Here is a 21,263-nt window from a genome sequence, read left to right on the forward strand (position 1 = left end):
GCAACGTGGCAACGCCCTTGAAGTTGGCGGGCGCACCGCCCCCCGGAAACGAACATGCGCTGCCGCCCGGCACCCGGGTGGGCGGCGTGGTCATCGACTCGGTGCTGTCGGTCGGCGAATACGGCATCGTCTACCACGCGGTGGATCCGATGCTGCGCCGCGCGGTGGCGGTGAAGGAGTACTTCGCGCCGGGCTTCTGCCAGCGCGACGACGATGGACAGGTGAGCCCGCGCACCCCGGCCGACGCGGCCCGCTTCGCCACCGGCCGCCAGGCGTTCATCGAGGAAGCGCGGCTGCTGGCGCACCTGGACATTCCCGGGCTGCTGCCGGTGAGCGGCCTCTTCGAGGACCACGGCACCGTCTTCCGGCTGATGCCCTACGCCCCCGGCCGCACGCTGGCCGCCTGGCGGGCGATGTACTCCGACACCATGGACGAAGGCGGCCTGCGCCACCTGCTGGCGGACCTGATGGGCCCGCTGGAGGCGCTGCATGCGGCCAACCTGGTGCATGGCTACGTGCTGCCCGAGCAGGTCATCCTGGCCGAGGGCCGGCCTGCGCTGCTGCTGGGCTTCGGCACCGTGCGCCGTTCGCTGCAGGGCACGATGGATGCGGCCTACACGCCGGTGGAGCAGCTGCCTTCCGGCGGTCACCTACCGCGCGGCGCGTGGAGCGACGTGTATGCGCTGGCCGCGCTGGCGCGGTTCGCGATGTCGGCCCAGCCGGTGGCCGTCTCGGCCGACCCACCCACCGCGCATGCGCTGCGTACGCGTGCGCCGATGGGCCATGCCCTGTCGCATGCGCTGGAGCGGGCGCTGGCGCCGCTGCCCGGCGACCGGCCGCAGTCCGTCGCTGCGTTGCGCCAGGCCATGGGACTGCGGCCCAGCGGCGGCCTGGCCGCCGGCATGGTGGATGTGACGCTGCCGGGCGGCGAGCCCTTCGACGCCACCGCCACCCGGCCGTGGCCGCAGCCGTCCATCGGCGCGGTGCTGCGCTCGTCCAGCCTGCGCAGCGCGGTGGCCGAGCAGACCGCCACCGCCCCGGTGCGCAAGCCGCGCGCGCCGGCGCCGGCAACGTCACCGGCGCCCCATGCGGCGCCCCTGCCCACGCCGATGCCCTTGCCGGTGCGCGCCTCGTCCCACGAGGCTGCTTTGGAGCCCCTGCCCGACCTCGCCGCCCGCGCCTGGGAGGACCGGACGCCTGCGCCGCCTGCGGCCCCCACGCGCCCGGCCGCGCGGCCCTTCGAGGAAACGCTGCTGGAAGCCGATGAGGCCACCCCGGTTGCGGCCCGCCTGCCGCTGCCCGAACCGATGCCCGCGGTGCCTGTGGCGACCGAGCACCAACCCGAACGGACCGCGGAGCCTGCGCCGGTGGCACCGTCGGAGGCTCGGCAGGCGCCGCCTCAGCCCGTGCCTGAGCCGGTGCCCCTGCCGCTGCCCGCGAACGAGTCGGTGCCCGAAGCCGCCGAGCCGGCACCGACGTCGTCGATCGCATCGCCGCCGGAGCCGTCGCTCGAACCCGGCCAACCGCTGCAAGCCTCGCTCACCGCCGGCCCGCGCGAGCCGGCGTTCGATGCACCCGAGCTACCGCCGCTCGCGCCCGACGAGCCGGTGCACGATCCCATCCCGCAGTTCATGGCCACCGCCGCCGCGCAGGAGCTGCGTGAGCCGCCACTGCATGCGCCCACGGCCGCCCCCGCACCGGTGCCCGCTCCGCCGCCCGAGGTCACGTCGGCGCCCGCACCCGTGGCTTGGCCCGCACCGGTGCCCGACGCACCGACACCGGCTCCGATGCGGCTGCAGCCCATCGACTGGCCCGCCCCGCAGGCTGGGAGCGGCAAGCCGGCGGTGGAAGCCGACGAGGAGCCCATCGACGACGCGGTGCGGGCCGCCATCGCCGCGGCCATCGGCTCGCTGCCGCCGGCGCCGCCGCGGCGTGCGCCTGAAGGCGCCATGCAGGCGGAGGGCCCGGCCGGGCAGGCGCCGCAGCGCATCGAGCTGCCCGATTTCAGCGCCCTGTCGGTGGCCGAGCCGCCGGCCGACGCAGCCAGCCCGGCACCCGCCCGGGCGGGAGGCTGGACGCGCGGCCGCATGGTGGCCGCGGTGCTGGCGATGCTGGTGCTGCTGGTGGTGCTCGGCGCCCTGGCCTGGTCGGCCTGGAAGGACGCCACGCTGAACCTGGGCGGGCCCGGCGGCTGAACGTAGGCGCCGTGGCGCCCTTCAGCCGCTGACCGCGCCGGGGCTCAGTCGGCCAGCCGCCAGCGCAGCGTCTCGCCGCCGCGCAGCGGCTTCAGCACCGCATCACCGAACGGCACCGACTCGGGCACGGTCCACGCCTGCCGCTGCAGCGTGACGGTGCCGGTGTTGCGCGGCAGACCGTAGAAGTCGGCGCCATTGAAGCTGGTGAAGGCTTCCAGCTTGTCCAGCGCACCGGCGGCCTCGAACACCTCGGCATACAGCTCCAGCGCAGTCAGCGCGGTGTAGCAGCCCGCATGGCCGCCCGAGTGTTCCTTCAGGTGGGCCGCATGCGGCGCGCTGTCGGTGCCCAGGAAGAAGCGGTCGCTGCCGGAGGTGGCCACCTGCACCAGGGCCTGGCGGTGCTCCTCGCTCTTGAGCACCGGCAGGCAGTAGTAGTGCGGCCGCAGCCCGCCCATGAAGATGGCATTGCGGTTGAACAGCAGGTGCTGCGGCGTGATGGTGGCGCCGGTGTACCGGTCGGCCGCGGCCACGTACTGCGCGCCTTCGCGCGTGGTGAGGTGCTCGAACACCACCTTCAGCTCCGGCAGGTCGGCACGCAGCGGGCGCATCACGCGGTCGATGAACACGGCCTCGCGGTCGAACAGGTCGATGTCCGGATCGGTCACCTCGCCGTGGATCAGCAGCGGCATGCCCTCGCGCTGAAGGGCCTCCAGCGTCTTGTAGGTCTTGCGCAGGTCGGTCACGCCGGCATCGCTGTTGGTGGTGGCACCGGCCGGGTAGAGCTTGACCGCCACGACGCCGGCCTCCTTCGCGCGACGGATCTCGTCGGGCGGCAGCAGGTCGGTGAGGTACAGCGTCATCAACGGCTCGAAGGTGGAGCCGGCGGGGCGGGCCGCGAGGATGCGCTCGCGGTAGGCCACGGCCTGTGCAGCGGTGGTGATCGGCGGCCGCAGGTTGGGCATGATCACCGCGCGCTGGAACTGCGCCGCGCTGTGCGGCAGCACGGCCGCCAGGGCGGCGCCGTCGCGCACATGCAGGTGGAAATCGTCGGGCCGGACCAGCGTGACGTGGTCGGCGGAGGAGGCAGCGGGGGCGGAAGAGCTCATGCGGCGATTCTGCCCGGCCGCTGCCGGCTGCCGGTCAACGGCAGGTCAGTGCTGCAGGATCTTCGACAGGAAGTCCTTCGCCCGCGGCGAGCGTGCGTCGGGGTTGATGAAGAACTCGTTGCTCGGGCAGTCCTCGATGATCTTGCCGGCATCCATGAAGATGACGCGGTGGCTCACTTTCTTGGCGAAGCCCATCTCGTGCGTCACGCACATCATGGTCATGCCTTCGTGGGCCAGCTGCACCATCACGTCCAGCACCTCGCCCACCATCTCGGGGTCGAGCGCCGAGGTGGGCTCGTCGAACAGCATCACGATCGGGTCCATCGACAGCGCCCGGGCGATGGCCACGCGCTGCTGCTGGCCGCCGGACAGCTGGCCCGGGAACTTGTCCTTGTGCGCCGACAGGCCCACGCGGTCCAGCATCTTCAGGCCACGCTTCAGGCTCTCGTCCTTGTTACGGCCGAGCACCTTGATCTGCGCCAGCGTGAGGTTCTCGGTCACCGTCAGGTGCGGGAACAGCTCGAAGTGCTGGAACACCATGCCCACGCGGCTGCGCAGCTTGGGCAGGTCGGTCTTGGGGTCGCTGATGGAGGTGCCGTCGACCACGATGTCGCCCTTCTGGATCGGCTCCAGCGCATTCACCGTCTTGATCAGCGTGCTCTTGCCGGAGCCCGATGGGCCGCAGACCACCACCACTTCACCCTTCTTGATGGTGGTCGTGCAATCCGTGAGCACCTGGAAGCTGCCATACCACTTGCTGACGTTCTTGATATCGATCATGGGGAGCTTCCTGTCTCAACGAATGATGGCGATCTTCTTCTGCAGGCGGCGCACGAGCATCGACAAGCTGAAGCAAATGATGAAGTAGACGACGGCGGCGACCAGGTAGGTTTCCACCGGGCGATTGAAGTTCTTGCCCGCCACCTCGAAACCCTTGAGCAGGTCGTAGGCACCGATGGCATACACCAGCGACGTGTCCTGGAACAGGATGATGGTCTGCGTGAGCAGCACGGGCAGCATGTTGCGGAAGGCCTGCGGCAGCACGATGAGCTGCATGGTCTGCGAGTAGGTCATGCCCACCGCATAACCGGCATACACCTGGCCCTTCGGCACGCTCTGGATACCCGCGCGCATGATCTCCGAGTAATACGCCGCCTCGAACAGCGTGAAGGTGATCATCGCCGACACCTCGGCGCCCAGCGGCTGGCCGAGCAGCTTCGGGATCAGCAGGAAGAACCACAGGATCACCATCACCAGCGGAATCGACCGCATGGTGTTGACGTACGCGGCGGCCGGGATTTCGAGCCAGGGCTTGCCGGACAGGCGCATCAGCGCCAGCACCGTGCCCAGCACGATGCCGCCCACCATGGCGATGATGGTGAGCTGCAGCGAGAACAGCAGGCCCTTGAGCACGAAGCTCGACAGCACGCCCCAGCTGAGGAATGAGAAATCGAGCGCTCCCATCACTTGCCCCCGATCTGGCCGGGAATGCGCAGGCGCTTCTCGATCTGCTGTGCGACGCGGTTGATGGCAAACGCGGAAATGAAGTACAGGGCGGTCACGGGAATGAAGATCTCTTCAAAGCGCGAGGTTTCCTCCGACGCCTGCATCGCGAACATGGTCAGCTCGGCGATCGAGACCGCGAACGCGACCGACGAGTTCTTGACGATGTTCATCGATTCCGACGTGAGCGGCGGGATGACGATGCGGAAGGCCATCGGCAGCAGCACGTAGCGGTAGGTCTGCGGCAGCGTCAGGCCCACGGCCAGGCCGGCATAACGCTGGCCGCGCGGCAGGCTCTGGATGCCGGCCTTCACCTGCTCGGAAATACGCGCCGAGGTGAAGCAACCGAGCGCGAACACCACCAGCATGAAGCTGGGCACCTCGCGCAGCACCAGGAAGATGGAAGGCAGCACGTGGTACCAGAGGAAGATCTGGACCAGCAGCGGAATATTGCGAAACAGCTCCGTCCAGCTGTTGCCGATCGCCACGAGCAGCTTGCTCGGCGTCGTGCGGAAAATGCCCATCAGTGAACCGATGCCCAGCGCCAGCACCAAGGCCAGTACCGCGACGCTCAGCGTCCACCCCCATGCGGACAGCATCCAGTCGAGATAGGTTTCCCCACCGCCGGTGTCCTGCAGAAACAACTGCCAATCCCACGTGCCGCTCAAAGGCCGCCTCCTCAAGGTGTGTCGTCTGTGCCTGCACGCATGCAGGCAGCCGGCTTGTTGCAAGGCCCGGGCCTTCGTCGGGCCCGGGACCGTGCCGGCAGCGCCTTACTTCTTGGCGTACTCTTCCATCGGCTTGTCGTTCGGATTGGCCCAGGCGGCCTTGGTGGCTTCCGACAGCGGCAGGCCCACGCGCGTGTTGCTCGGCGGGATCGGCTGCATGAACCACTTGTCGTACAGCTTGGCCAGGTCGCCGCTCTTGATCATGCCCTTGATACTGTCGTTGACGGCCGTCTGGAAGGCGGTGTCACCCTTGCGCAGCATGCAGGCGATCGGCTCGACCGACAGCACTTCACCCACGATCTTGAAGTCGGCCGGGCTCTTGGCCTTGCTGATGTTGCCGGCCAGGATCTGGCCGTCCATCACGAAGGCGTCGGCACGGCCCGAGTCGAGCAGCAGGAAGGCGTCGGCGTGGTCCTTGCCGAACACTTCCTCGAAGTTCACGTTGGCGGCACGCTCATGCTTGCGCAGCGTCTGCACCGAAGTGGTGCCGGTGGTGGTGGCCACCTTCTTGCCCGCCAGCTGCTCGATGGAGTTGATGCCCGAGGCGGCCTTGACCGCGATGCGCACTTCTTCCACGTAGGTGGTCACGGCAAAGGCCACGTCCTTCTGGCGAGCGGCGTTGTTGGTGGTGGAGCCGCACTCCAGGTCCACGGTGCCGTTCTGCACCAGCGGCAGACGGTTCTGCGAGGTGACCGGCTGGTACTTGATGGCCAGCTTGGTGCCCAGCTGCTTGGACAGGTCGGCCACGATGCGCTCGGCCATCTCGGTATGGAAGCCGACGTACTTGCCGTCGCCCAAGGTGTATGCCAGTGCGCCCGACGACTCACGCGTGCCCAGGGTGATGGTGCCGCTGTCCTTGATCTTCTTCAGCGTATCGGTGGTTTGTGCGGTGGCAGCACTCGCCGCGACAGCAATGGCCACAGCGATCATCGATTTCTTCATGCCACAGGCTCCTTGGGAAATGGAAAGTAAAAACAACGCACGTTTCAAGCGCGGCGCCATTCTAGGAAGGCACCATCTAAGTAAAAGCCCGTAGGCTCCACCCTTGGCGAGGACCCGTACAGCAGGGTCCCGCGCCAACCCGAAGCGCTGGCTTGATGCAGCTTTCGGGCCAATCCCGTTGCCGGGCCGGGCGCGAATGTACGTTCGCAACACCTGCCCGCGCTAATTCCGATTCGGTGAACTTCCATGCACCAGCCGCATACCGCTGCGGCGGGTTTGCGGCTAGGCGGGCCGGCTGAGGAAGTCCCAGACTGCACGGGCCACCGGCTTGACATGCCGCGCGCTCTCCGGCCGCTCGCGATAGATGCGCACTTCCATCGTCAGCTCGTAGCCGGGCCCACCCGCCGCACTGACCAGCCTTCGCGACTTGAGTTCCTTGCGCACCGAGCTGGCGGGCAGGAAGGCCAGGCCGTGCCCCTCCAGCGCCATCGCCTTCAGGCCCTCGGCCATGTCCGTCTCGTAGATGGGCTCCAGCGGCGGCGGCTCGGGCGCGTGCTTGACGATCTGCTCGACCATGCGCGCCATGTACGCGCCGGAGGCATAGCTGAGGAACGGCACACGGTCGGCCGACAGCGGCGGCAGCCGGAACATCGGAAATCCGTCCGCATCGGCCTTGGCATAGGGCGCCAGCGTCTCCTGGCCCAGGCTCAGCATCTCGTAGCGCTCGGGCGGCAGCTGCAGCGGCTGCGAGGCATGGTGGTAGGCGATGAGCAGGTCGCAGGTGCCTTCGGTCAGGCGCAGCACCGCGTCATGCACGTTCAGGGCGATGAGCCGGCTCTTCAGCGCGCCGAAGCGCCGGCGCAGGTCCATCAGCCAGTGCGGGAAGAAATTGAAGGCCAGCGTGTGCGGCACCGCGAACTCGATCATGTCCTGCCCGCTGACGTGATGGCTGCGCATCATGTTGCGCGTAGCCTGCAGCGCACCCATGATCTCCAGCGACTGGGCATGGAAGGTCTCGCCGGCCGGCGTCAACCGCGTGGGGTAGGACGAGCGGTCCACCAGGTCGATGCCGGCCCAGGCCTCCAGCGCCTGGATGCGCCGCGAGAAGGCCGGCTGGGTGACATGCCGCAATTGCGCGGAACGGGAAAAGCTGCGCGTTTCCGCGAGCGTGATGAAGTCTTCCAGCCACTTTGTTTCCACGGCTGGGAGTGTAGGTCTGGGAAAAATGGCGCCGTGCTCGCAAACCCCACTCACAGTCCGGCCCGGCTGCTGATCCCTTGAACGGAGGGGGGGCCGTGTCAAAGTACCGCGGCACATCGTTGAGTACATTGCTGGGGTCGATGAACGGCAAGGTTCGTGCTTGCGTTCCTCACGAAAAAACACAAACCCCAGGATCAGGAGAGCCGCATGCTGCCTTTGTCGATGAACCGATGGACGGCCGCCGCCTTGTTGGCGTGCGCACCGTTGCTGGCTTCCGCCGTCACGCTCGATTTCGAGGTGCAGCAGGAAGGCCCCGCCGACTCCGACATCTACCAGCCACCCGGCTTCAGCATCTCCAACGGCTTCATCTTCATCGATGCCGACAGCACCGCCCCGGGCCGCTCGGGCACGGGCAACTTCGGCCGCGCCCCCAGCCGCTTCGGCGCGCTCACGCTCTACCGTGACGCCAGCGCCACCGACGGCGTGCGCATCGAAGTGGCGAAGGGCTTCCAGGGCAGCGTCACCTTCTCCTACTCCACCTTCGAGAGCACCGCCCGCGTCACGGTGCTGGACGCCAACAACCAGGTGCTGGCGCAATCGGGCAGCAACGCCGACCCGCTGCTGTCGCTCGACTCCGATCCCGCCCCGTTCAAGGGCAAGTTCAAGGACGAGGAAAGCGGCAGCTACAACAAGTGGGAAACCTACACGCTGAGCTTCCAGGGCGTGGCGCAGAGCCTGGTGTTCGACGGCGACGTGGGCAACCCGGCCGGTGGCAAGGTGGTGGGCCGGTTCTTCATCGACGACGTGGTGCTGTCGCCGGTGCCCGAGGCCTCCACCGTGGCCATGCTGCTGGCCGGGCTGGCCGGGGTGGGCGTGGCCACGCGGCGCCGCCGCGGCTGAATCGCGGCATGATCGTGGCGTTCCCCTTCCCGGTGCCGCCCGATCGATGTTCACCCGCTACGACATCACCCACACCACGCGCTACCGCTACAGCGCGCCCGTGACCTTCGGCGAGCACCGGGTGATGTTCCGCCCGCGTGACAGCCACGACCTGCGGGTGCTGGCCACCGACCTGGAAGTGAGCCCCGAGGCCGCGGTGCGCCTGATCCAGGACCCGCACTCCAACTCGGTGGCGCTGGTGCAGCCGCTGGAGCCGGCCACCGAGCTGAAGATCGTCTGCAAGTTCCGCATCGAGCATGCGCAGAGCCACAACCTGGAGCTGCCGCTGTCGCCCAGCGCGGAAATCTTTCCCTTCGCCTATGGCGTGGAGGAGCGCTTCGACCTGGAGCACTACCTGCGCCCCCACTACGACGATCCGCAGGGCGAGCTGACGCGCTGGGCGCGCCAGTTCCTGCGCACCGACGGGCCGACGCACACCCGGGAGCTGCTGGTGCACATGAACCAGCACATCCGCGACAACTTCGACTACAGCACGCGCGACGAGGAAGGCACGCAGACCCCGCTGCAGACGCTGGCGCTGGGCGGCGGCACCTGCCGCGATTTCGCGCTGCTGATGATGGAAGCCGCCCGCCGGCTGGGCATTGCCACGCGTTTCGTCTCGGGCTACCTCTACGACCCCGCGCTGGACACGGCCGCCGCGGCGGAGGCGCCCGCCCTGGCCGCGGAAGGGAGCCCGGCCACCGCCGCCGAGGCGCAGCCGACCGTGGGCGCCGGCAGCACGCATGCCTGGCTGCAGGCCTACCTGCCCGGCGCCGGCTGGCTGCCCTTCGACCCCACCAACAACCTGCTGGGCGGCAACCAGCTCATCCGTGTGGGCGTGGCGCGCGACCCGGGACAGGCCGCGCCGGTCACCGGCAGCTGGTACGGCGACCCGGAGGCCTACCTGGGCATGGACGTGGTGGTGGACGTGCGCCGGGTGCTGCCGCGGCGCTGAGCACCCGCGGCGCCGGGCGCGACCTTCAGGCCAGCGCCCACAGCGCATCCCGCTCCACCGCGGCCGCGTCGTCTCGCAGCTTCAGCAGGTGCGCGTTGAGCGAGCGCATGGCCACCGGATGCAACCGCGGCGGCACGTCGTCGTACACCGCCTTGAGCAGTTCATCGGCACTGGCCGGGCCCAGGCGGCGCAGCGCTTCCACCACCTTGGCCTCGCGCTTGAGCCGGTGGGCGACGATGGCCTCCATCGCCTGCCGCGGCTGCGCCATCAGGAAGCCGTGGCCCGGTGCCAGCCAGTCCAGCTCCAGCCCGGCGGCCAGTTCGCGCAGGGAGGCGATGTAGGCCCGCATGTCGCCATCGGGCGGGTTGATCACCACGGTGGACAGCTGCATCACATGGTCGCCGGTGAAGAGCGTCTTCTCTTCCTCCAGCAGGTAGCACAGGTGATTGCTGGCATGGCCGGGCGTGTGCACCACCTGCAGCGTGACGCCGTCGTCGATCTGCAGGCGCTCGCCGCCCTGCAACAGGCGGTCGGGCGCGAAGGTGGTGTCCTGCCACATCGGATGGCTGGCCACCCGGCCTGACACCGGCGCCTGGGTGGCCTGCTGGAGCGCTACGCAGGCGGGTGAATGGTCGGTGTGGGTGTGGGTCACCAGGATGTGCCGGATGGGGCCCGGCGCGGCGGCCAGCACCGCCTGCACATGGGCGGGCGACAGCGGGCCGGGATCGATCACCGCCCATTCATTGCGCGGGCCGCCGCCCACCAGGTAGGTGTTGGTGCCGGGGCCGGTCATCACGCTGCCGTTGTCGGCGGTGACGCGGATCACCCGCGGCGACAGCCGCACCGGCACGTCCACCTGGATCTCGTAGCAGGCCTGGCCGGTACCCTGCGGGTCCAGCCGGCCGAGCTCCGCCCAGGCGGGTTCGTCCGGCGTCACCGGCCGCTTGCCCTGGCGGCCGCTGCCCAGGCGTGGCTGGATCATCGGCACCTGGCGCGGCTGCCGCGCCCAGGCCAGGAAGGCGGCGGCGCTGGCATGCGGGGCGATCATCTCCAGCGTCTTCAACGTGGGCGTGAGCATCTTGTAGGCCGCGCGGTCGGCCAGCACGTCGGCCGGCCGCAGCCAGCGGTGCTCTACCGTCTCGGCCGCGTCCGGCACCGCGGTCTGCAGCGCCGGCGCGGCCGCGACGAAGAACCGGGTGTCGTAGCGCTTGGGGATGCCCACCGGCGTGAGCCAGTGCGCGCAATACACCAGCTCGTCCAGCGCCAGCGACAGGCCGTGCTCCGCACACAGCGCCGGCAGGCCGGCCTCGCCGCGGTGCAGCGGGCCGCGCCAGGCGTCCAGCTGCGACAGGCGCTGCGGCGCCACGGGCAGCCCGCCGGCCTCGCGCGCAAACAGCAGGCCGCACTCCTCGAAGCACTCGCGAACCGCGGCCACGTAGAAGGCCAGGCCACCGGACGCCAGGCCCAGCGTGGCATTGGCGGCGGCCTCGTCCACGCCGGTGCAGCAGCCTGCACTGGCATGGTCGGCCTCGTCCACCAGGCCGCCGGGAAAGACCCAGGCGCCGCTGTTCAGGTCGCCGCGCTCGGCCCGGCGCAGCAGCAGCACCTCCGGCCCGGCCGGGGATTCGCGCAGCACCACCAGCGTGGCGGAGGGGCGGGGCGGCCGGCCCTCGGGATCGGCGGCCAGGCGGTTCAGCGCATCGAACATGGTTTCTTCGGACAGCAGGAGCGGGCACCAATAATGCCCGACCCCCGCGAAAGGAGCGTCGATGAGCCTGTTGATGGTGCGCCATGGCGAGACCGCGCTGAACGTGGCGCGCGTGCTGCAGCCCGCCGACACCCCGCTGAGCGAAACCGGCCGGCGCCAGGCTGCGCTGCTGGCCGCCCGCGTCGCCGCGCTGCGGCCGGCGGGCATCGTCAGCAGCCCCCTGCCGCGTGCGCTGCAGACGGCCGAGGCCATCGCCGCGGCCACCGGCCTGCCCATTGAACGGATGGACGCGCTGCAGGAGCGCAACTTCGGTGACCTGCGCGGCCGCAGCTACGACGGCCTGGGCTTCGACGCGCTGCGCATGGACGAGGCCCCGCCCGGCGGTGAATCGGCCGCCGAGTTCAGCGCCCGCGTGACGGCGGCGCTGGCCGAGCTGGCCGCGCAGCAGGCCCGCCTGGACGGGCCGCTGGTCGTGGTCACCCATGGGCTGGTGCTGCGCGTGTGGCTGGACGGCGTGCTGCAGCTGCCCGAGGCGCTGGCGTTCAGCGGCCCGCTGGGCAACACCGCGCTGACGGTGTGCACCGCATTGCCGCCGCACAAGGTGGAGCTGGTGAACTGCACCGCCCACCTCGACGAACGCAGCGCCCACCAGGGCAGCAGCCTGGTGGGCGGCTGAGGCTCAGCCGCCGCCGGCCTGCAGGCGGGACAGCAGCGCCATGGCCGCCGCCGGCGCACGCTCCTTCGCGCCATTGATGAAGAAGATGAACACGTCCTGCGGCGTGCCGGCGGGCTGCAAAGTGGGCTCCACCCGCGGCAGGTCGGCATCGATGCGGCCTTCCGACCAGTGCCGCGCACAGTCGGCCCAGCGGTCCAGCACCGCGGGGCTGTAGCCGGTGTCGATCTCCGCATCCGCGCTCAGCAGCCGCGCATAGACGAAGTCGCCGGTCGGATCGGCGATCACCGGAAAGCGGTCGATGGCATCGGTGAACACCGTGGCCACCTTGAAGCGGCGGGCCAGGGCCACGTATTCCGGCACCGCGAAGCTCGGGTTGCGAACCTCCAGCACATGGCGCAGCGGCACCCCCGCCACCTGCGAAGGCAGCAGCGCCAGGAAGGCTTCCAGGTCCTGCGCGTCGAACACCTTGGTGGGTGCCAGCTGCCAGACGATGGGCCCGAGCTTGTCGCCGAGCTCGGCGATGCCGCTGCCCAGGAAGCGCTGCACCGATTCGCCCGCCTCGGCCAGCACCCGCTTCTGCGTGGCATAGCGCGACGCCTTGAGCGAGAACACGAAGCCTTCGGGCGCGCTGTCACGCCACTTGGCATAGGTGGCCGGCTTCTGTGCGCTGTAGTAGGTGCTGTTCACCTCGATGGCGGTGACGTGCTGCGCGGCGTATTCCAGCTCGCGTGCCTGCGGCCAGCCGGCGGGGTAGAAGTTGTCGCGCCAGGGCGCGAAGTTCCAGCCGCCGATTCCTACCCGTATGCGAGGGGTCATTTCAAGTTTTCCCTTCAAGTGGGGCTTGTAGGAAACCGACTACATCAGTTCCCCCATTCGACGGATGGCAAGCCATGCCGTCAGCAAGCACTATCACACCGGTTGCCAGGAGTAGGCCATGTCAAGCGAACAGGATTGGATCGAAGCAAGCGGGCGGCGTTGGGATTTCTCTCCCGCCCCCGTCGTGGCAGACGACGTGCCGGTGTCCGACCTGGACGTGGGCTACGAAGCTGCGCTGCCCGGACTGCAGGCCTTGTACGCCGACGCGGCCGAGGCCCGCGAACGCATACAACTGCTCGACCGCTGAGCATCTGAACCGGCGCGTGTCTGGCACGCGCCAAGGCGGTGCGCGGTGCGCAAGGCACGGCGCTTGCGATGGCAGGGTCACCAAACCTGGAGACCCTGACGATGGACCGCCGCTCACTCATCACCGCCGCCGGCACGCTGCTGCTGGCCGTCGCCCTGCCTGCTGCCGCGCAGAGCGCGCTCGACGACGTGATGGCCAAGAAGCTCATCACGATCGCGATTCCCACCGACTTTCCGCCCTACGGCTTCGTGGGCAACGACCTGAAGCCGCAGGGCCTGGACGTGGAGATGGCCGGCTACATCGCCAACAAGCTGGGCGTGAAGCTGGAGCTGGTGCCGGTGACCAGCGCCAACCGCATTCCGTACCTGCAGACGCGCAAGGCCGACCTCGTCATCTCCACGCTGGGCAAGAACCCGGAGCGCGAGAAGGTGATCGACTTCAGCGCCGCCTACTCGCCCTTCTTCCAGGCGGTGTTCGCGCCCAAGGCCAGCGTGATCAAGGCCGCCGGCGACCTGGCCGGCAAGAGCGTGGGCGTGACCCGCGGCGCGATGGAAGACATGGAGCTGAGCAAGATCGCCCCCGCCTCGGCCGACATCAAGCGCTTCGAGGACAACAACGCCACCGTGGCGGCCTTCGTCTCGGGCCAGGTGCAGGCCATTGCCACCGGCGCCTCGGTGGCCGGCAACATGATGGCGCGCAACCCCAACCTGGGCGCCGAATACAAGTTCGTGCTGAAGGACTCGCCCAACTTCATCGGCATTGCCAAGGGCGAGGACAAGCTGCGCGCCAAGGTCAACGAGATCATCGCCGGGGCCAAGGCCGCCGGTGACCTGGACGCCATGGCCAAGCGCTGGCTCGGCCGCCCCGCGGGCGACCTGCCGCTCTGAGCGCGGCGGCGGAAGCGTCATCCACACGCGCCACAATGGCCCGATGATCGAGCCCGCCCTCCCGTCTCCCGCGCAGTTCACCGATGCAGAAGCCGCCTTCCAGCATGCGAAGGCGTTGTACGACGCCGCCATCGCGCACCTGCGGCAGCATCTGAATGCGTTCCTGGCCGGCGAGGTGCCGGCCTCCCGCATCCGCGCGTGTTATCCCTTCGTGCGGGTGCAGGTGGACACGGTGCGCCGGGCGGATTCGCGGCTGTCCTACGGCTTCGTCTCGGGGCCCGGCGTGTTCGAGACCACGCTCACCCGGCCTGAGCTGTTTGCCGAGTACTACCGCGAGCAGTTTCACCTGCTGGTCCGCAACCACGGCGTGCCGCTGGAGGTGGGCGTCAGCACGCAGCCGATCCCGGTGCACTTCTCGTTCGCCGAGCACGACCATGTGGAAGGCACGTTGTCGCCCGCACGCCGGCTGCTGATGCGCGACCTGTTCGACCTGCCGAACCTCACCTCGATGGACGACGGCATCGCCAACGGCACCTACGAGGCGGCCTTCGGCGAGGCGCAGCCGCTGGCCCTCTTCACCGCGCCGCGGGTGGACTATTCGCTGCACCGGCTGCGCCACTACACCGGCACCGCGCCCGAGCACTTCCAGAACTTCGTGCTCTTCACCAACTACCAGTTCTACATCGACGAGTTCGTGCGGCTGGGCCACGAGGTGATGGCCAGCGAGATGGGCCAGGGCGACCTGCTGGACGGCCAGGCGGGTCATGCCGACCCGGCCGCCGGCGACGGCTACACGATGTTCGTCGAGCCGGGCAACGTCATCACCCGCCGCAGCGGCACCGCCCACCAGCCCGGCGACGAGCTGGGCGCCGTGCCGCCGCGGCTGCCGCAGATGCCGGCCTACCACCTGGTGCGGCCGGACCGCAGCGGCATCACGATGGTGAACATCGGCGTGGGTCCCTCCAACGCCAAGACCATCACCGACCACATCGCGGTTCTGCGCCCGCATGCCTGGGTGATGCTCGGCCACTGCGCCGGCCTGCGCACCACGCAGCAGCTGGGCGACTACGTGCTGGCCCACGGCTACGTGCGGGAAGACCACGTGCTGGACGAGGAACTGCCGCTGTGGGTGCCCATTCCGCCGCTGGCGGAGGTGCAGGTGGCGCTGGAGGCCGCGGTGGCCGACATCACGCAGCTCTCGGGCTACGAGTTGAAGGGCGTGATGCGCACCGGCACGGTGGCCACCACCGACAACCGCAACTGGGAGCTGCTGCCCTTCCACCACCAGCTCACCACGCCGGAGCGGCGCTTCAGCCAGAGCCGCGCCATCGCGCTGGACATGGAATCGGCCACCATCGCGGCCAACGGCTTCCGCTTCCGGGTGCCCTACGGCACGCTGCTGTGCGTGAGCGACAAGCCGCTGCACGGCGAGATCAAGCTGCCCGGCATGGCCAACCACTTCTACCGGGAGCGGGTGGACCAGCACCTGCGCATCGGCATGCGCGCCATCGAGCTGCTGCGCCAGCTGCGGCTGGACGAGCTGCACAGCCGCAAGCTGCGCAGCTTTGCCGAAGTGGCGTTCCAGTAAGGCTGCCGGCTGGCCTACTTCTGCTTGCGGTAGGTGTCGTCCATCGGCTTGCCGCGGTCGGTGTCCTGCAGGCCGCGCTCCAGGTCCCTGTGCGCCTGCTCGATGCGGGGTTGCGGCTCGGCGGCGGTGTCGGCCGATTCGTCCCGCTCGTTGGGTTGCTTCGGGTCGGGGCCGCCGGAGCGCTCCAGCGTGCGGCGGGTCTGGTCGTTGTCGTCGCGCTCGGCCTTGGGTTGGTCGCGCGGGTGCGTGCTGCTGTCCATCAGAACTGTCCTCGAAGGTAAACCGCCAACCCGCCGCGGCGTGGCTTCATTTGCAGGCGATAGCCTGAATCGAGCTGCATGCCGATCGCTCCGCGATCGAAACCCAGCCCCCGTGCATTGCTCGCACTCTTGAATTCCATGCCCACACGGGTGTTGTAGAACGCCGCCGGCGCGCCCGCCTCGCTGCCCGCCGTGCGCCACACCGCCGCGCTGGAGGCATCCGCGTACATCGTCGCGCGTGGCGCCAGGTCCAGCTGCACGCCCACGGTGACGGCCGGCGACGGATTGGCCAGCACCACGCCGTCGGCGGCGCGCTGTCCCACCGCGCCCACGCCGAGCCCCAGGCGGGCCTGGCCGCGGCCCATCCAGCGGCTGACGGTGACGCGGGACAGCGCGTCCATCACATGGCCCTGGGCATCGGCCACCGGATCGGCGGGCGACACGGTGCCCAGCGCGGCGTCGAGGGCCGGCGGCCCGCCTTCGCGCAGCGCCGGCGTGGCCGCGGTCACCCGGCCCAGCAGCGAAGCCATGGCCACCGACGAGGCGCCGCTGGCGCCCACGTCGTCCGCTGCCCGGCTGGCGGCCGGCAATGCCGTCAGCGCGGCCAGGGTGAACCACGCAGCTGGCGACGCCAGCGGGCGGCCCCACGGCGAACGGACAGCTTCCCTCCGGTTGGCAATGCGGGTCGGCATGTGCACCTCGACGCCCTTGACTCTAGACCTGCGTCCACCCTCGGACGCCCTGTGCAGATCGTCTGACATCCCACTTCCGACGGATGTCGGCGCCACGGGGCAAATCTTGTAGGACAAGCACCGTGGACCCGGTCACCGCGGCAGGCAGCGGCTGTCCGGCGCCTGCCATTTGCCCTGCTTGTGCGGTGCACGGCCTTCCCGTAGGCTGGCATCGCGGCCCGACCGCAAGGAGACTGCCCATGCCACGCCCATCCAACGGCACCCCCGGCCTGCCCTCCGCGACCGTCGATCCTGCCGCCTTGCGCACCATCGCCTTCGTCGGCCCGCAGGCCTGCGGCAAGACCAGCCTGGCCGAGGCCCTGCTGCACCGCGCCGGCATGCTCACCACGCCGGGCTCGCTGGAGCGTGGCAGCACCGTCAGCGACCACGATCCGCTGGAGCGGCGGATGCAGCATTCGCTGAACTCGTCGGCGCTGCACCTGGACCATGCCGGCGTGCGCATCCACCTGCTGGACACGCCTGGCTCGCCCGACCTGATCGGCCAGGCGCTGCCCGCGCTGGAGGCGGTGGAAACCGCGGCGGTGGTGATCAATGCCGCCGTGGGCATCGAGCCGATGGCGGTGCGCATGATGGCCTACGCCGCCGAGCGGCAGCTCGACCGGCTGGTGATCGTCAACCGCATCGACGCCGGCACCGACCTGCAGGCGCTGCTGGCGCAGATCCGCGAGGCCTTCGGCACCGAATGCCTGCCGCTGAACCTGCCCGCCGACGGCGGCAGCCGGGTGGTCGACTGCTTCTACAACCGCGAGGAAGGCGGCTGCGACTTCTCCAGCGTGGAAGCCGCCCACCGCGCGCTGGTGGAGCAGGTGGTGGAGGTGGACGGCGACTTCGTCGAGCGCTACCTGAACGACGGCGACGTCGATCCCGCGGAGCTGCACGCCCCGCTGGAACAGGCGCTGCGCGAGGGCCACCTGGTGCCGGTGTGCTTCGTCTCGGCCCGCAGCGGCGCGGGCGTGGCCGAGCTGCTGGACGTGATCGTCAAGCTGCTGCCCAACCCCACCGAGGGCAACCCGCCCGCCTTCCTGCGCGGCGAGGGCGAGGCGGCGCAGCCGCTGCAGGCCCGGCCGGACCCGGCGCTGCATGTGCTGGCCCATGTGTTCAAGGTGGCGGTGGACCCCTTCGTCGGCAAGCTGGGCGTGCTGCGCGTGCACCAGGGCACCATCACCAAGGACAGCCTGCTGTACGTGGGCGACGGCCGCAAGCCTTTCCGGGTGAACCACCTGTTCATGCTGCAGGGCAAGGAACACGTGGAGGTGCCGCAGGCAGTGCCCGGCGACATCGTGGCGGTGGCCAAGGTGGACGAGATCCACTTCGACGCCGTGCTGCACGACGCCGCGGAAGACGACCACATCCACCTCAAGCCGCTGCCCTTCCCGGTGCCGGTGCACGGCCTGGCCATCGAGCCCAGGCGCCCGGGCGACGAGCAGCGCATGTGGGAGATCCTCGCCAAGCTGGTGGACGAGGACCCGTGCCTGAAGGTGGAGCACGTGGCCCACACCAACGAGACGGTGGTGTACGGCCTGGGCGAGTTGCACCTGCGGGTGCTGCTGGACCGGCTGCGCGAGGTCTACAAGTTCGAGGCCGTGACGCGCCCGCCGCGCATCGCCTACCGCGAGACCGTCACCGCTGCGGCCGAAGGCCACCACCGCCACAAGAAGCAGAGCGGCGGCGCGGGCCAGTTCGGCGAGGTGTTCCTGCGGGTGGAGCCGCTGCCGCGCGGCGCGGGCTTCGAATTCGCGGACGAGGTCAAGGGCGGCGCCATACCCGGCCAGTTCATCCCCGCGGTGGAAAAAGGCGTGCGCGAGGTGCTGGCCCAGGGCGTGATCGCCGGCTACCCGGTGGTGGACGTGAAGGTGACGGTGTTCGACGGCAAGGCCCACAGCGTGGACAGCAAGGAAATCGCCTTCGCCACCGCTGGCCGCAAGGCCTTCATGGCCGCGGTGCGCGAGGCCCGGCCCATCGTGCTCGAGCCCATCGTCGACCTGGAGATCACCGCGCCCGAGGCGGCGCTGGGCGACATCACCGGCGACCTGTCGGCCCGCCGCGGGCTGATCAGCGGCACCCACCCGGGCGCGGCCGGGCAGTCGGTGGTCACCGGCCAGGCGCCGCTGTCGGAGCTGAGCGCCTACCAGTCACGCCTGAACGCCATGACCAGCGGCCAGGGCCGCTACACCCTGGCGCTGAGCCACTACGAGGCCGTGCCGCCCAACGCGCAGGCGCAGCTCACCGGCCAGTTCAAGGCGAGGGAAGAGGACTGACCGGCGGCACCGCCCGCGCCCTGTGCGCGCGCGCATGGCGCACCGCCAGCGGCATCAGCGCGGAGATGCCGAAGCACAGCCCGCTGAGCGAGGCCACCACCGCCGGAAACGGCACGCCCGCGTCGATCAGCACGCCGCCCAGCCCCGGCCCCGCGGCCGATGCGGTGACCAGCACCGACACCACCACCGCCCGGATGGCGCCCACGTGGCGCACGCCGAACAGCTCCGGCCACAACGCGCCCATCAGCGTCAGCGCGATGCCGTCCGTGATGCCGAACAGCACCATGAACACCGGCACCGCCCAGGCCGCCGGCACCAGGCCCAGCACCAGGCAGCCGGCGCCCAGCGGCAGCAGGTAGACCGGCAGCCACTGCGCCGCGGTGCCGCGGTCGATGCGCGGGCCGGTGATCAGCGACGACGTCACCGTCACCACCGCCAGCAGCGACAGCGAAGCCGCCATCGCCTGCAGCGACCAGCCGCGCACCTCGGCCAGGTGCGTCTGGTGGAAGAACACCAGCCCGGCGATGAAGGCCGGCGGCACCACGCCCAGCAGCGCCAACCAGAACAGCGGCGTGCGCAGCGCCTCGGCCCGCGTGCGGTCGGGCGCGGCGCGGCGGGCGGCGGCCACGTCGGCCGCGCGGGGCTGGCGCTCGCGGGCGGCCAGCCACGTCGCCAGCGGCCACACCGCCAGCAGCAGCAGCGCCACCACGGCGGCCCAGGCGCTGCGCCAGCCCACCACCGCCGCCAGCGCGACGAAGGCCGCCGGCAGCAGCGCCTGCCCGCCGTTGAAGCCCAGCGTGGCGATCGACACCGCCCGCCCGCGCTCGGCGGCGAACCAGCGGCCCAGCACGTTGAAGGCGGTCTGCGGCATGAGGCCCTGGCCAAACAGCCGCAGGCCGATCAGCGCCAGGAACACCGCCGCCCAGTGGGTGGACAGCGCCAGCGCCGCTGCGGCCAGCGCCAGCATCGGCACCACGCAGGCCACCACCCGGTGCGGCGCATGGCGGTCCAGCAGGCCGCCCAGGTGCGGCAGGGTGAAGGCGCTGATCAGCGTGGCCGCCATGTACAAGCCCGAGAAGGCGCTGTGCGACAGGCCGAGCTCGCGCCGCAAGTCGCCCACCGACATGGCGAGGAAGTAGGTCTGGCCGACGGCGCCGAAGAACAGCAGCAGGAAGCCGAGGGCCAACCAGCGCGCGTTCTCGCGCAGGAAGGCCAGAACGTTCATCGGGGCGCGGTCAGGGAGTGCGCGGCTTGACGAGCGCGGCGGCCTGCTTGGCGCGGTGGCGCGCCTGCTCCACGTCGGCGTCGTAGGCCAGCGCCACGCCCATGCGGCGCTTGGCGAAGCTCTCGGGCTTGCCGAACAGGCGCAGCTCGGTCTGCGGCACGCGAAGCGCCTCGTCCACGCCGTCGAACACGATGCCGGCGGCTTCCACGCCGCCGTAGACCACCGCACTGGCGCCCGGCGTGCGCAGCGTGGTGTCCACCGGCAGGCCGAGGATGGCGCGGGCATGCAGCTCGAATTCGTTCTGCTGCTGCGTGATCATGGTCACCATGCCCGTGTCGTGCGGGCGCGGGCTCACCTCGCTGAACCACACCTGGTCGCCCTGGACGAACAGCTCCACGCCGAACAACCCCTGGCCGCCCAGGTTGGCCGTCACCGCCTCGGCGATGCGGCGTGCTTCGGCCAGCGCAGCGGAGCTCATCGGGTGCGGCTGCCAGCTTTCCACGTAGTCGCCGCTGACCTGGATGTGGCCGATGGGGTCGCAGAAATGCGTGTGCACCTGGCCGTCGGCGCCCAGCGCACGCACCGTCAGCAGCGTGATCTCGTAATCAAAGCGGATGAAGCCTTCGACGATCACCCGCCCATGGCTCACGCGGCCGCCGGCCATCGCCACCTGCCAGGCGGCGGCGACGTCGGCCGGGCCTTCGAGCTTGCTCTGGCCCTTGCCCGAGCTGCTCATCACCGGCTTGACGACGCAGGGATAGCCAATGCCCCCGTCGATGGCGGCCTGCAGTTCCTCCTGCGAATCACAGAACTTGTACGCGCTGGTGGGCAAGCCCAGCGTCTCGGCGGCCAGGCGGCGGATGCCTTCGCGGTCCATCGTCAGGCGGGCGGCGCGGGCGGTGGGAATCACACGCACGCGGCCTTCGGCCTCCAGCGCTTCCAGCACCGGGGTGGCGATGGCCTCGATCTCGGGCACCACCAGCTGCGGCTGCTCGGCCTCGATCAGCGCACGCAGCTGCGCCGGGTCGCTCATCGCGATCGTGCGGGCATGGTGGGCCACCTGCTGGCCGGGCGCGTTGTCGTAGCGGTCGACGGCGATGGTCTCCACGCCCAGGCGCTGCAGCGCGATGAGCACCTCCTTGCCCAGCTCGCCGGAGCCGAGCAGCATCACTTTGGTGGCGTGGGGAGACAGCGGCGTGCCGAGGGTGACGGTCATGT

At 70.1% G+C, this 21,263-nt stretch carries 20 protein-coding genes; 8 read left to right on the forward strand and 12 right to left on the reverse strand.

Going from position 1 to position 21,263, the window contains the following annotated elements; translation table 11 throughout:
* Positions 1-5 precede the first annotated feature (5 nt).
* A complete protein-coding gene (locus VO99_RS10200; protein ID WP_157039516.1) occupies positions 6-2,195 on the forward strand; it encodes a serine/threonine protein kinase in 2,190 nt (729 codons plus the stop codon).
* A 44-nt stretch (positions 2,196-2,239) separates the two neighbouring features.
* On the opposite strand, the gene pyrC is transcribed toward VO99_RS10200, so the two are convergent.
* The 6 genes from pyrC to VO99_RS10230 all read right to left on the reverse strand — a co-directional run bounded on the left by pyrC (position 2,240) and on the right by VO99_RS10230 (position 7,674).
* Complete coding sequence (gene pyrC, locus VO99_RS10205) at positions 2,240-3,301, reverse strand: dihydroorotase (RefSeq protein WP_046112749.1); 1,062 nt, start codon at positions 3,299-3,301, stop codon at positions 2,240-2,242.
* A 45-nt stretch (positions 3,302-3,346) separates the two neighbouring features.
* Positions 3,347-4,081, reverse strand: a complete 735-nt coding sequence (locus VO99_RS10210; protein WP_046112750.1) for an amino acid ABC transporter ATP-binding protein — start codon at positions 4,079-4,081, stop codon at positions 3,347-3,349.
* Positions 4,082-4,096: 15 nt separating this feature from the next.
* On the reverse strand, positions 4,097-4,765 hold the full coding sequence (locus VO99_RS10215; protein WP_046112751.1) for an amino acid ABC transporter permease: 669 nt from the start codon (positions 4,763-4,765) through the stop codon (positions 4,097-4,099).
* Positions 4,765-5,472, reverse strand: a complete 708-nt coding sequence (locus VO99_RS10220) for an amino acid ABC transporter permease (RefSeq protein WP_046112752.1) — start codon at positions 5,470-5,472, stop codon at positions 4,765-4,767. The genes VO99_RS10215 and VO99_RS10220 overlap by 1 nt, the downstream gene beginning before the upstream one ends.
* A gap of 105 nt (positions 5,473-5,577) precedes the next feature.
* Positions 5,578-6,474, reverse strand: a complete 897-nt coding sequence (locus tag VO99_RS10225) for an amino acid ABC transporter substrate-binding protein (RefSeq protein WP_046112753.1) — start codon at positions 6,472-6,474, stop codon at positions 5,578-5,580.
* A gap of 282 nt (positions 6,475-6,756) precedes the next feature.
* Positions 6,757-7,674 carry a LysR substrate-binding domain-containing protein gene (locus VO99_RS10230; protein ID WP_046112754.1) on the reverse strand — a complete coding sequence of 306 codons (918 nt, stop codon included), beginning with the start codon at positions 7,672-7,674 and terminating at the stop codon, positions 6,757-6,759.
* A gap of 207 nt (positions 7,675-7,881) precedes the next feature.
* Here VO99_RS10230 and VO99_RS10235 point away from each other — a divergent pair, with 207 nt between their 5' ends.
* Positions 7,882-8,574, forward strand: a complete 693-nt coding sequence (locus tag VO99_RS10235; RefSeq protein ID WP_157039517.1) for a PEP-CTERM sorting domain-containing protein — start codon at positions 7,882-7,884, stop codon at positions 8,572-8,574.
* A 46-nt stretch (positions 8,575-8,620) separates the two neighbouring features.
* Positions 8,621-9,568, forward strand: a complete 948-nt coding sequence (locus VO99_RS10240) for a transglutaminase family protein (RefSeq protein ID WP_046112756.1) — start codon at positions 8,621-8,623, stop codon at positions 9,566-9,568.
* Between the two features lie 25 nt (positions 9,569-9,593).
* On the opposite strand, the gene VO99_RS10245 is transcribed toward VO99_RS10240, so the two are convergent.
* Positions 9,594-11,276, reverse strand: a complete 1,683-nt coding sequence (locus VO99_RS10245; RefSeq protein ID WP_046112757.1) for an MBL fold metallo-hydrolase — start codon at positions 11,274-11,276, stop codon at positions 9,594-9,596.
* A gap of 61 nt (positions 11,277-11,337) precedes the next feature.
* Here VO99_RS10245 and VO99_RS10250 point away from each other — a divergent pair, with 61 nt between their 5' ends.
* The gene (locus tag VO99_RS10250; RefSeq protein ID WP_052736240.1) at positions 11,338-11,952 is read left to right on the forward strand and encodes a histidine phosphatase family protein; all 615 of its coding nucleotides are present in this window, start codon (positions 11,338-11,340) and stop codon (positions 11,950-11,952) included.
* A 3-nt stretch (positions 11,953-11,955) separates the two neighbouring features.
* Here VO99_RS10250 and VO99_RS10255 read toward each other — a convergent pair whose 3' ends face one another.
* Complete coding sequence (locus VO99_RS10255) at positions 11,956-12,768, reverse strand: DUF72 domain-containing protein (RefSeq protein ID WP_046112758.1); 813 nt, start codon at positions 12,766-12,768, stop codon at positions 11,956-11,958.
* A gap of 184 nt (positions 12,769-12,952) precedes the next feature.
* On the opposite strand from VO99_RS10255, the gene VO99_RS31725 reads away from it, so the two are divergent.
* The 3 genes from VO99_RS31725 (at position 12,953) to VO99_RS10265 (ending at position 15,550) form a co-directional block, all read left to right on the forward strand.
* On the forward strand, positions 12,953-13,075 hold the full coding sequence (locus VO99_RS31725) for a hypothetical protein (RefSeq protein WP_259374793.1): 123 nt from the start codon (positions 12,953-12,955) through the stop codon (positions 13,073-13,075).
* 101 nt (positions 13,076-13,176) lie between these two features.
* On the forward strand, positions 13,177-13,962 hold the full coding sequence (locus VO99_RS10260; protein WP_046112759.1) for a transporter substrate-binding domain-containing protein: 786 nt from the start codon (positions 13,177-13,179) through the stop codon (positions 13,960-13,962).
* A gap of 43 nt (positions 13,963-14,005) precedes the next feature.
* Positions 14,006-15,550 carry an AMP nucleosidase gene (locus tag VO99_RS10265; protein WP_046112760.1) on the forward strand — a complete coding sequence of 515 codons (1,545 nt, stop codon included), beginning with the start codon at positions 14,006-14,008 and terminating at the stop codon, positions 15,548-15,550.
* Positions 15,551-15,564: 14 nt separating this feature from the next.
* On the opposite strand, the gene VO99_RS10270 is transcribed toward VO99_RS10265, so the two are convergent.
* Positions 15,565-15,810 (reverse strand): hypothetical protein, encoded by a 246-nt coding sequence (locus tag VO99_RS10270; RefSeq protein ID WP_046112761.1) that lies wholly within the window; start codon positions 15,808-15,810, stop codon positions 15,565-15,567.
* On the reverse strand, positions 15,810-16,502 hold the full coding sequence (locus VO99_RS10275) for a hypothetical protein (protein WP_157039519.1): 693 nt from the start codon (positions 16,500-16,502) through the stop codon (positions 15,810-15,812). Before VO99_RS10275 ends, VO99_RS10270 begins: the two co-directional genes overlap by 1 nt.
* A gap of 239 nt (positions 16,503-16,741) precedes the next feature.
* Between VO99_RS10275 and fusA the strand changes: the two genes are divergently transcribed.
* A complete protein-coding gene (fusA, locus tag VO99_RS10280) occupies positions 16,742-18,820 on the forward strand; it encodes an elongation factor G (protein WP_046112763.1) in 2,079 nt (692 codons plus the stop codon).
* Here the strand turns inward: fusA and VO99_RS10285 are convergent.
* Positions 18,798-20,045 carry an MFS transporter gene (locus tag VO99_RS10285; protein ID WP_046112764.1) on the reverse strand — a complete coding sequence of 416 codons (1,248 nt, stop codon included), beginning with the start codon at positions 20,043-20,045 and terminating at the stop codon, positions 18,798-18,800. The genes fusA and VO99_RS10285 overlap by 23 nt on opposite strands.
* Positions 20,046-20,055: 10 nt before the next feature.
* Positions 20,056-21,261 (reverse strand): formate-dependent phosphoribosylglycinamide formyltransferase, encoded by a 1,206-nt coding sequence (purT, locus tag VO99_RS10290; RefSeq protein ID WP_046112765.1) that lies wholly within the window; start codon positions 21,259-21,261, stop codon positions 20,056-20,058.
* Positions 21,262-21,263: the final 2 nt, after the last annotated feature.

The organism is Aquincola tertiaricarbonis (assembly GCF_000969605.1).
GTDB lineage: Bacteria > Pseudomonadota > Gammaproteobacteria > Burkholderiales > Burkholderiaceae_C > Aquincola > Aquincola tertiaricarbonis.

Excerpts from the sequence above, each read along its gene's own strand:
- VO99_RS10275 (WP_157039519.1), bottom strand. The coding sequence starts at position 16,502 with ATGCCGACCCGCATTGCCAACCGGAGGGAAGCTGTCCGTTCGCCGTGG.
- VO99_RS10265 (WP_046112760.1), top strand. The coding sequence starts at position 14,006 with ATGATCGAGCCCGCCCTCCCGTCTCCCGCGCAGTTCACCGATGCAGAA.
- VO99_RS10260 (WP_046112759.1), top strand. The coding sequence starts at position 13,177 with ATGGACCGCCGCTCACTCATCACCGCCGCCGGCACGCTGCTGCTGGCC.
- purT (WP_046112765.1), bottom strand. The coding sequence starts at position 21,261 with ATGACCGTCACCCTCGGCACGCCGCTGTCTCCCCACGCCACCAAAGTG.
- VO99_RS10255 (WP_046112758.1), bottom strand. The coding sequence starts at position 12,768 with ATGACCCCTCGCATACGGGTAGGAATCGGCGGCTGGAACTTCGCGCCC.
- pyrC (WP_046112749.1), bottom strand. The coding sequence starts at position 3,301 with ATGAGCTCTTCCGCCCCCGCTGCCTCCTCCGCCGACCACGTCACGCTG.
- fusA (WP_046112763.1), top strand. The coding sequence starts at position 16,742 with ATGCCACGCCCATCCAACGGCACCCCCGGCCTGCCCTCCGCGACCGTC.
- VO99_RS10250 (WP_052736240.1), top strand. The coding sequence starts at position 11,338 with ATGAGCCTGTTGATGGTGCGCCATGGCGAGACCGCGCTGAACGTGGCG.
- VO99_RS10245 (WP_046112757.1), bottom strand. The coding sequence starts at position 11,276 with ATGTTCGATGCGCTGAACCGCCTGGCCGCCGATCCCGAGGGCCGGCCG.
- VO99_RS10285 (WP_046112764.1), bottom strand. The coding sequence starts at position 20,045 with ATGAACGTTCTGGCCTTCCTGCGCGAGAACGCGCGCTGGTTGGCCCTC.
- VO99_RS10270 (WP_046112761.1), bottom strand. The coding sequence starts at position 15,810 with ATGGACAGCAGCACGCACCCGCGCGACCAACCCAAGGCCGAGCGCGAC.
- VO99_RS10215 (WP_046112751.1), bottom strand. The coding sequence starts at position 4,765 with ATGGGAGCGCTCGATTTCTCATTCCTCAGCTGGGGCGTGCTGTCGAGC.
- VO99_RS10210 (WP_046112750.1), bottom strand. The coding sequence starts at position 4,081 with ATGATCGATATCAAGAACGTCAGCAAGTGGTATGGCAGCTTCCAGGTG.
- VO99_RS10225 (WP_046112753.1), bottom strand. The coding sequence starts at position 6,474 with ATGAAGAAATCGATGATCGCTGTGGCCATTGCTGTCGCGGCGAGTGCT.
- VO99_RS10235 (WP_157039517.1), top strand. The coding sequence starts at position 7,882 with ATGCTGCCTTTGTCGATGAACCGATGGACGGCCGCCGCCTTGTTGGCG.
- VO99_RS10240 (WP_046112756.1), top strand. The coding sequence starts at position 8,621 with ATGTTCACCCGCTACGACATCACCCACACCACGCGCTACCGCTACAGC.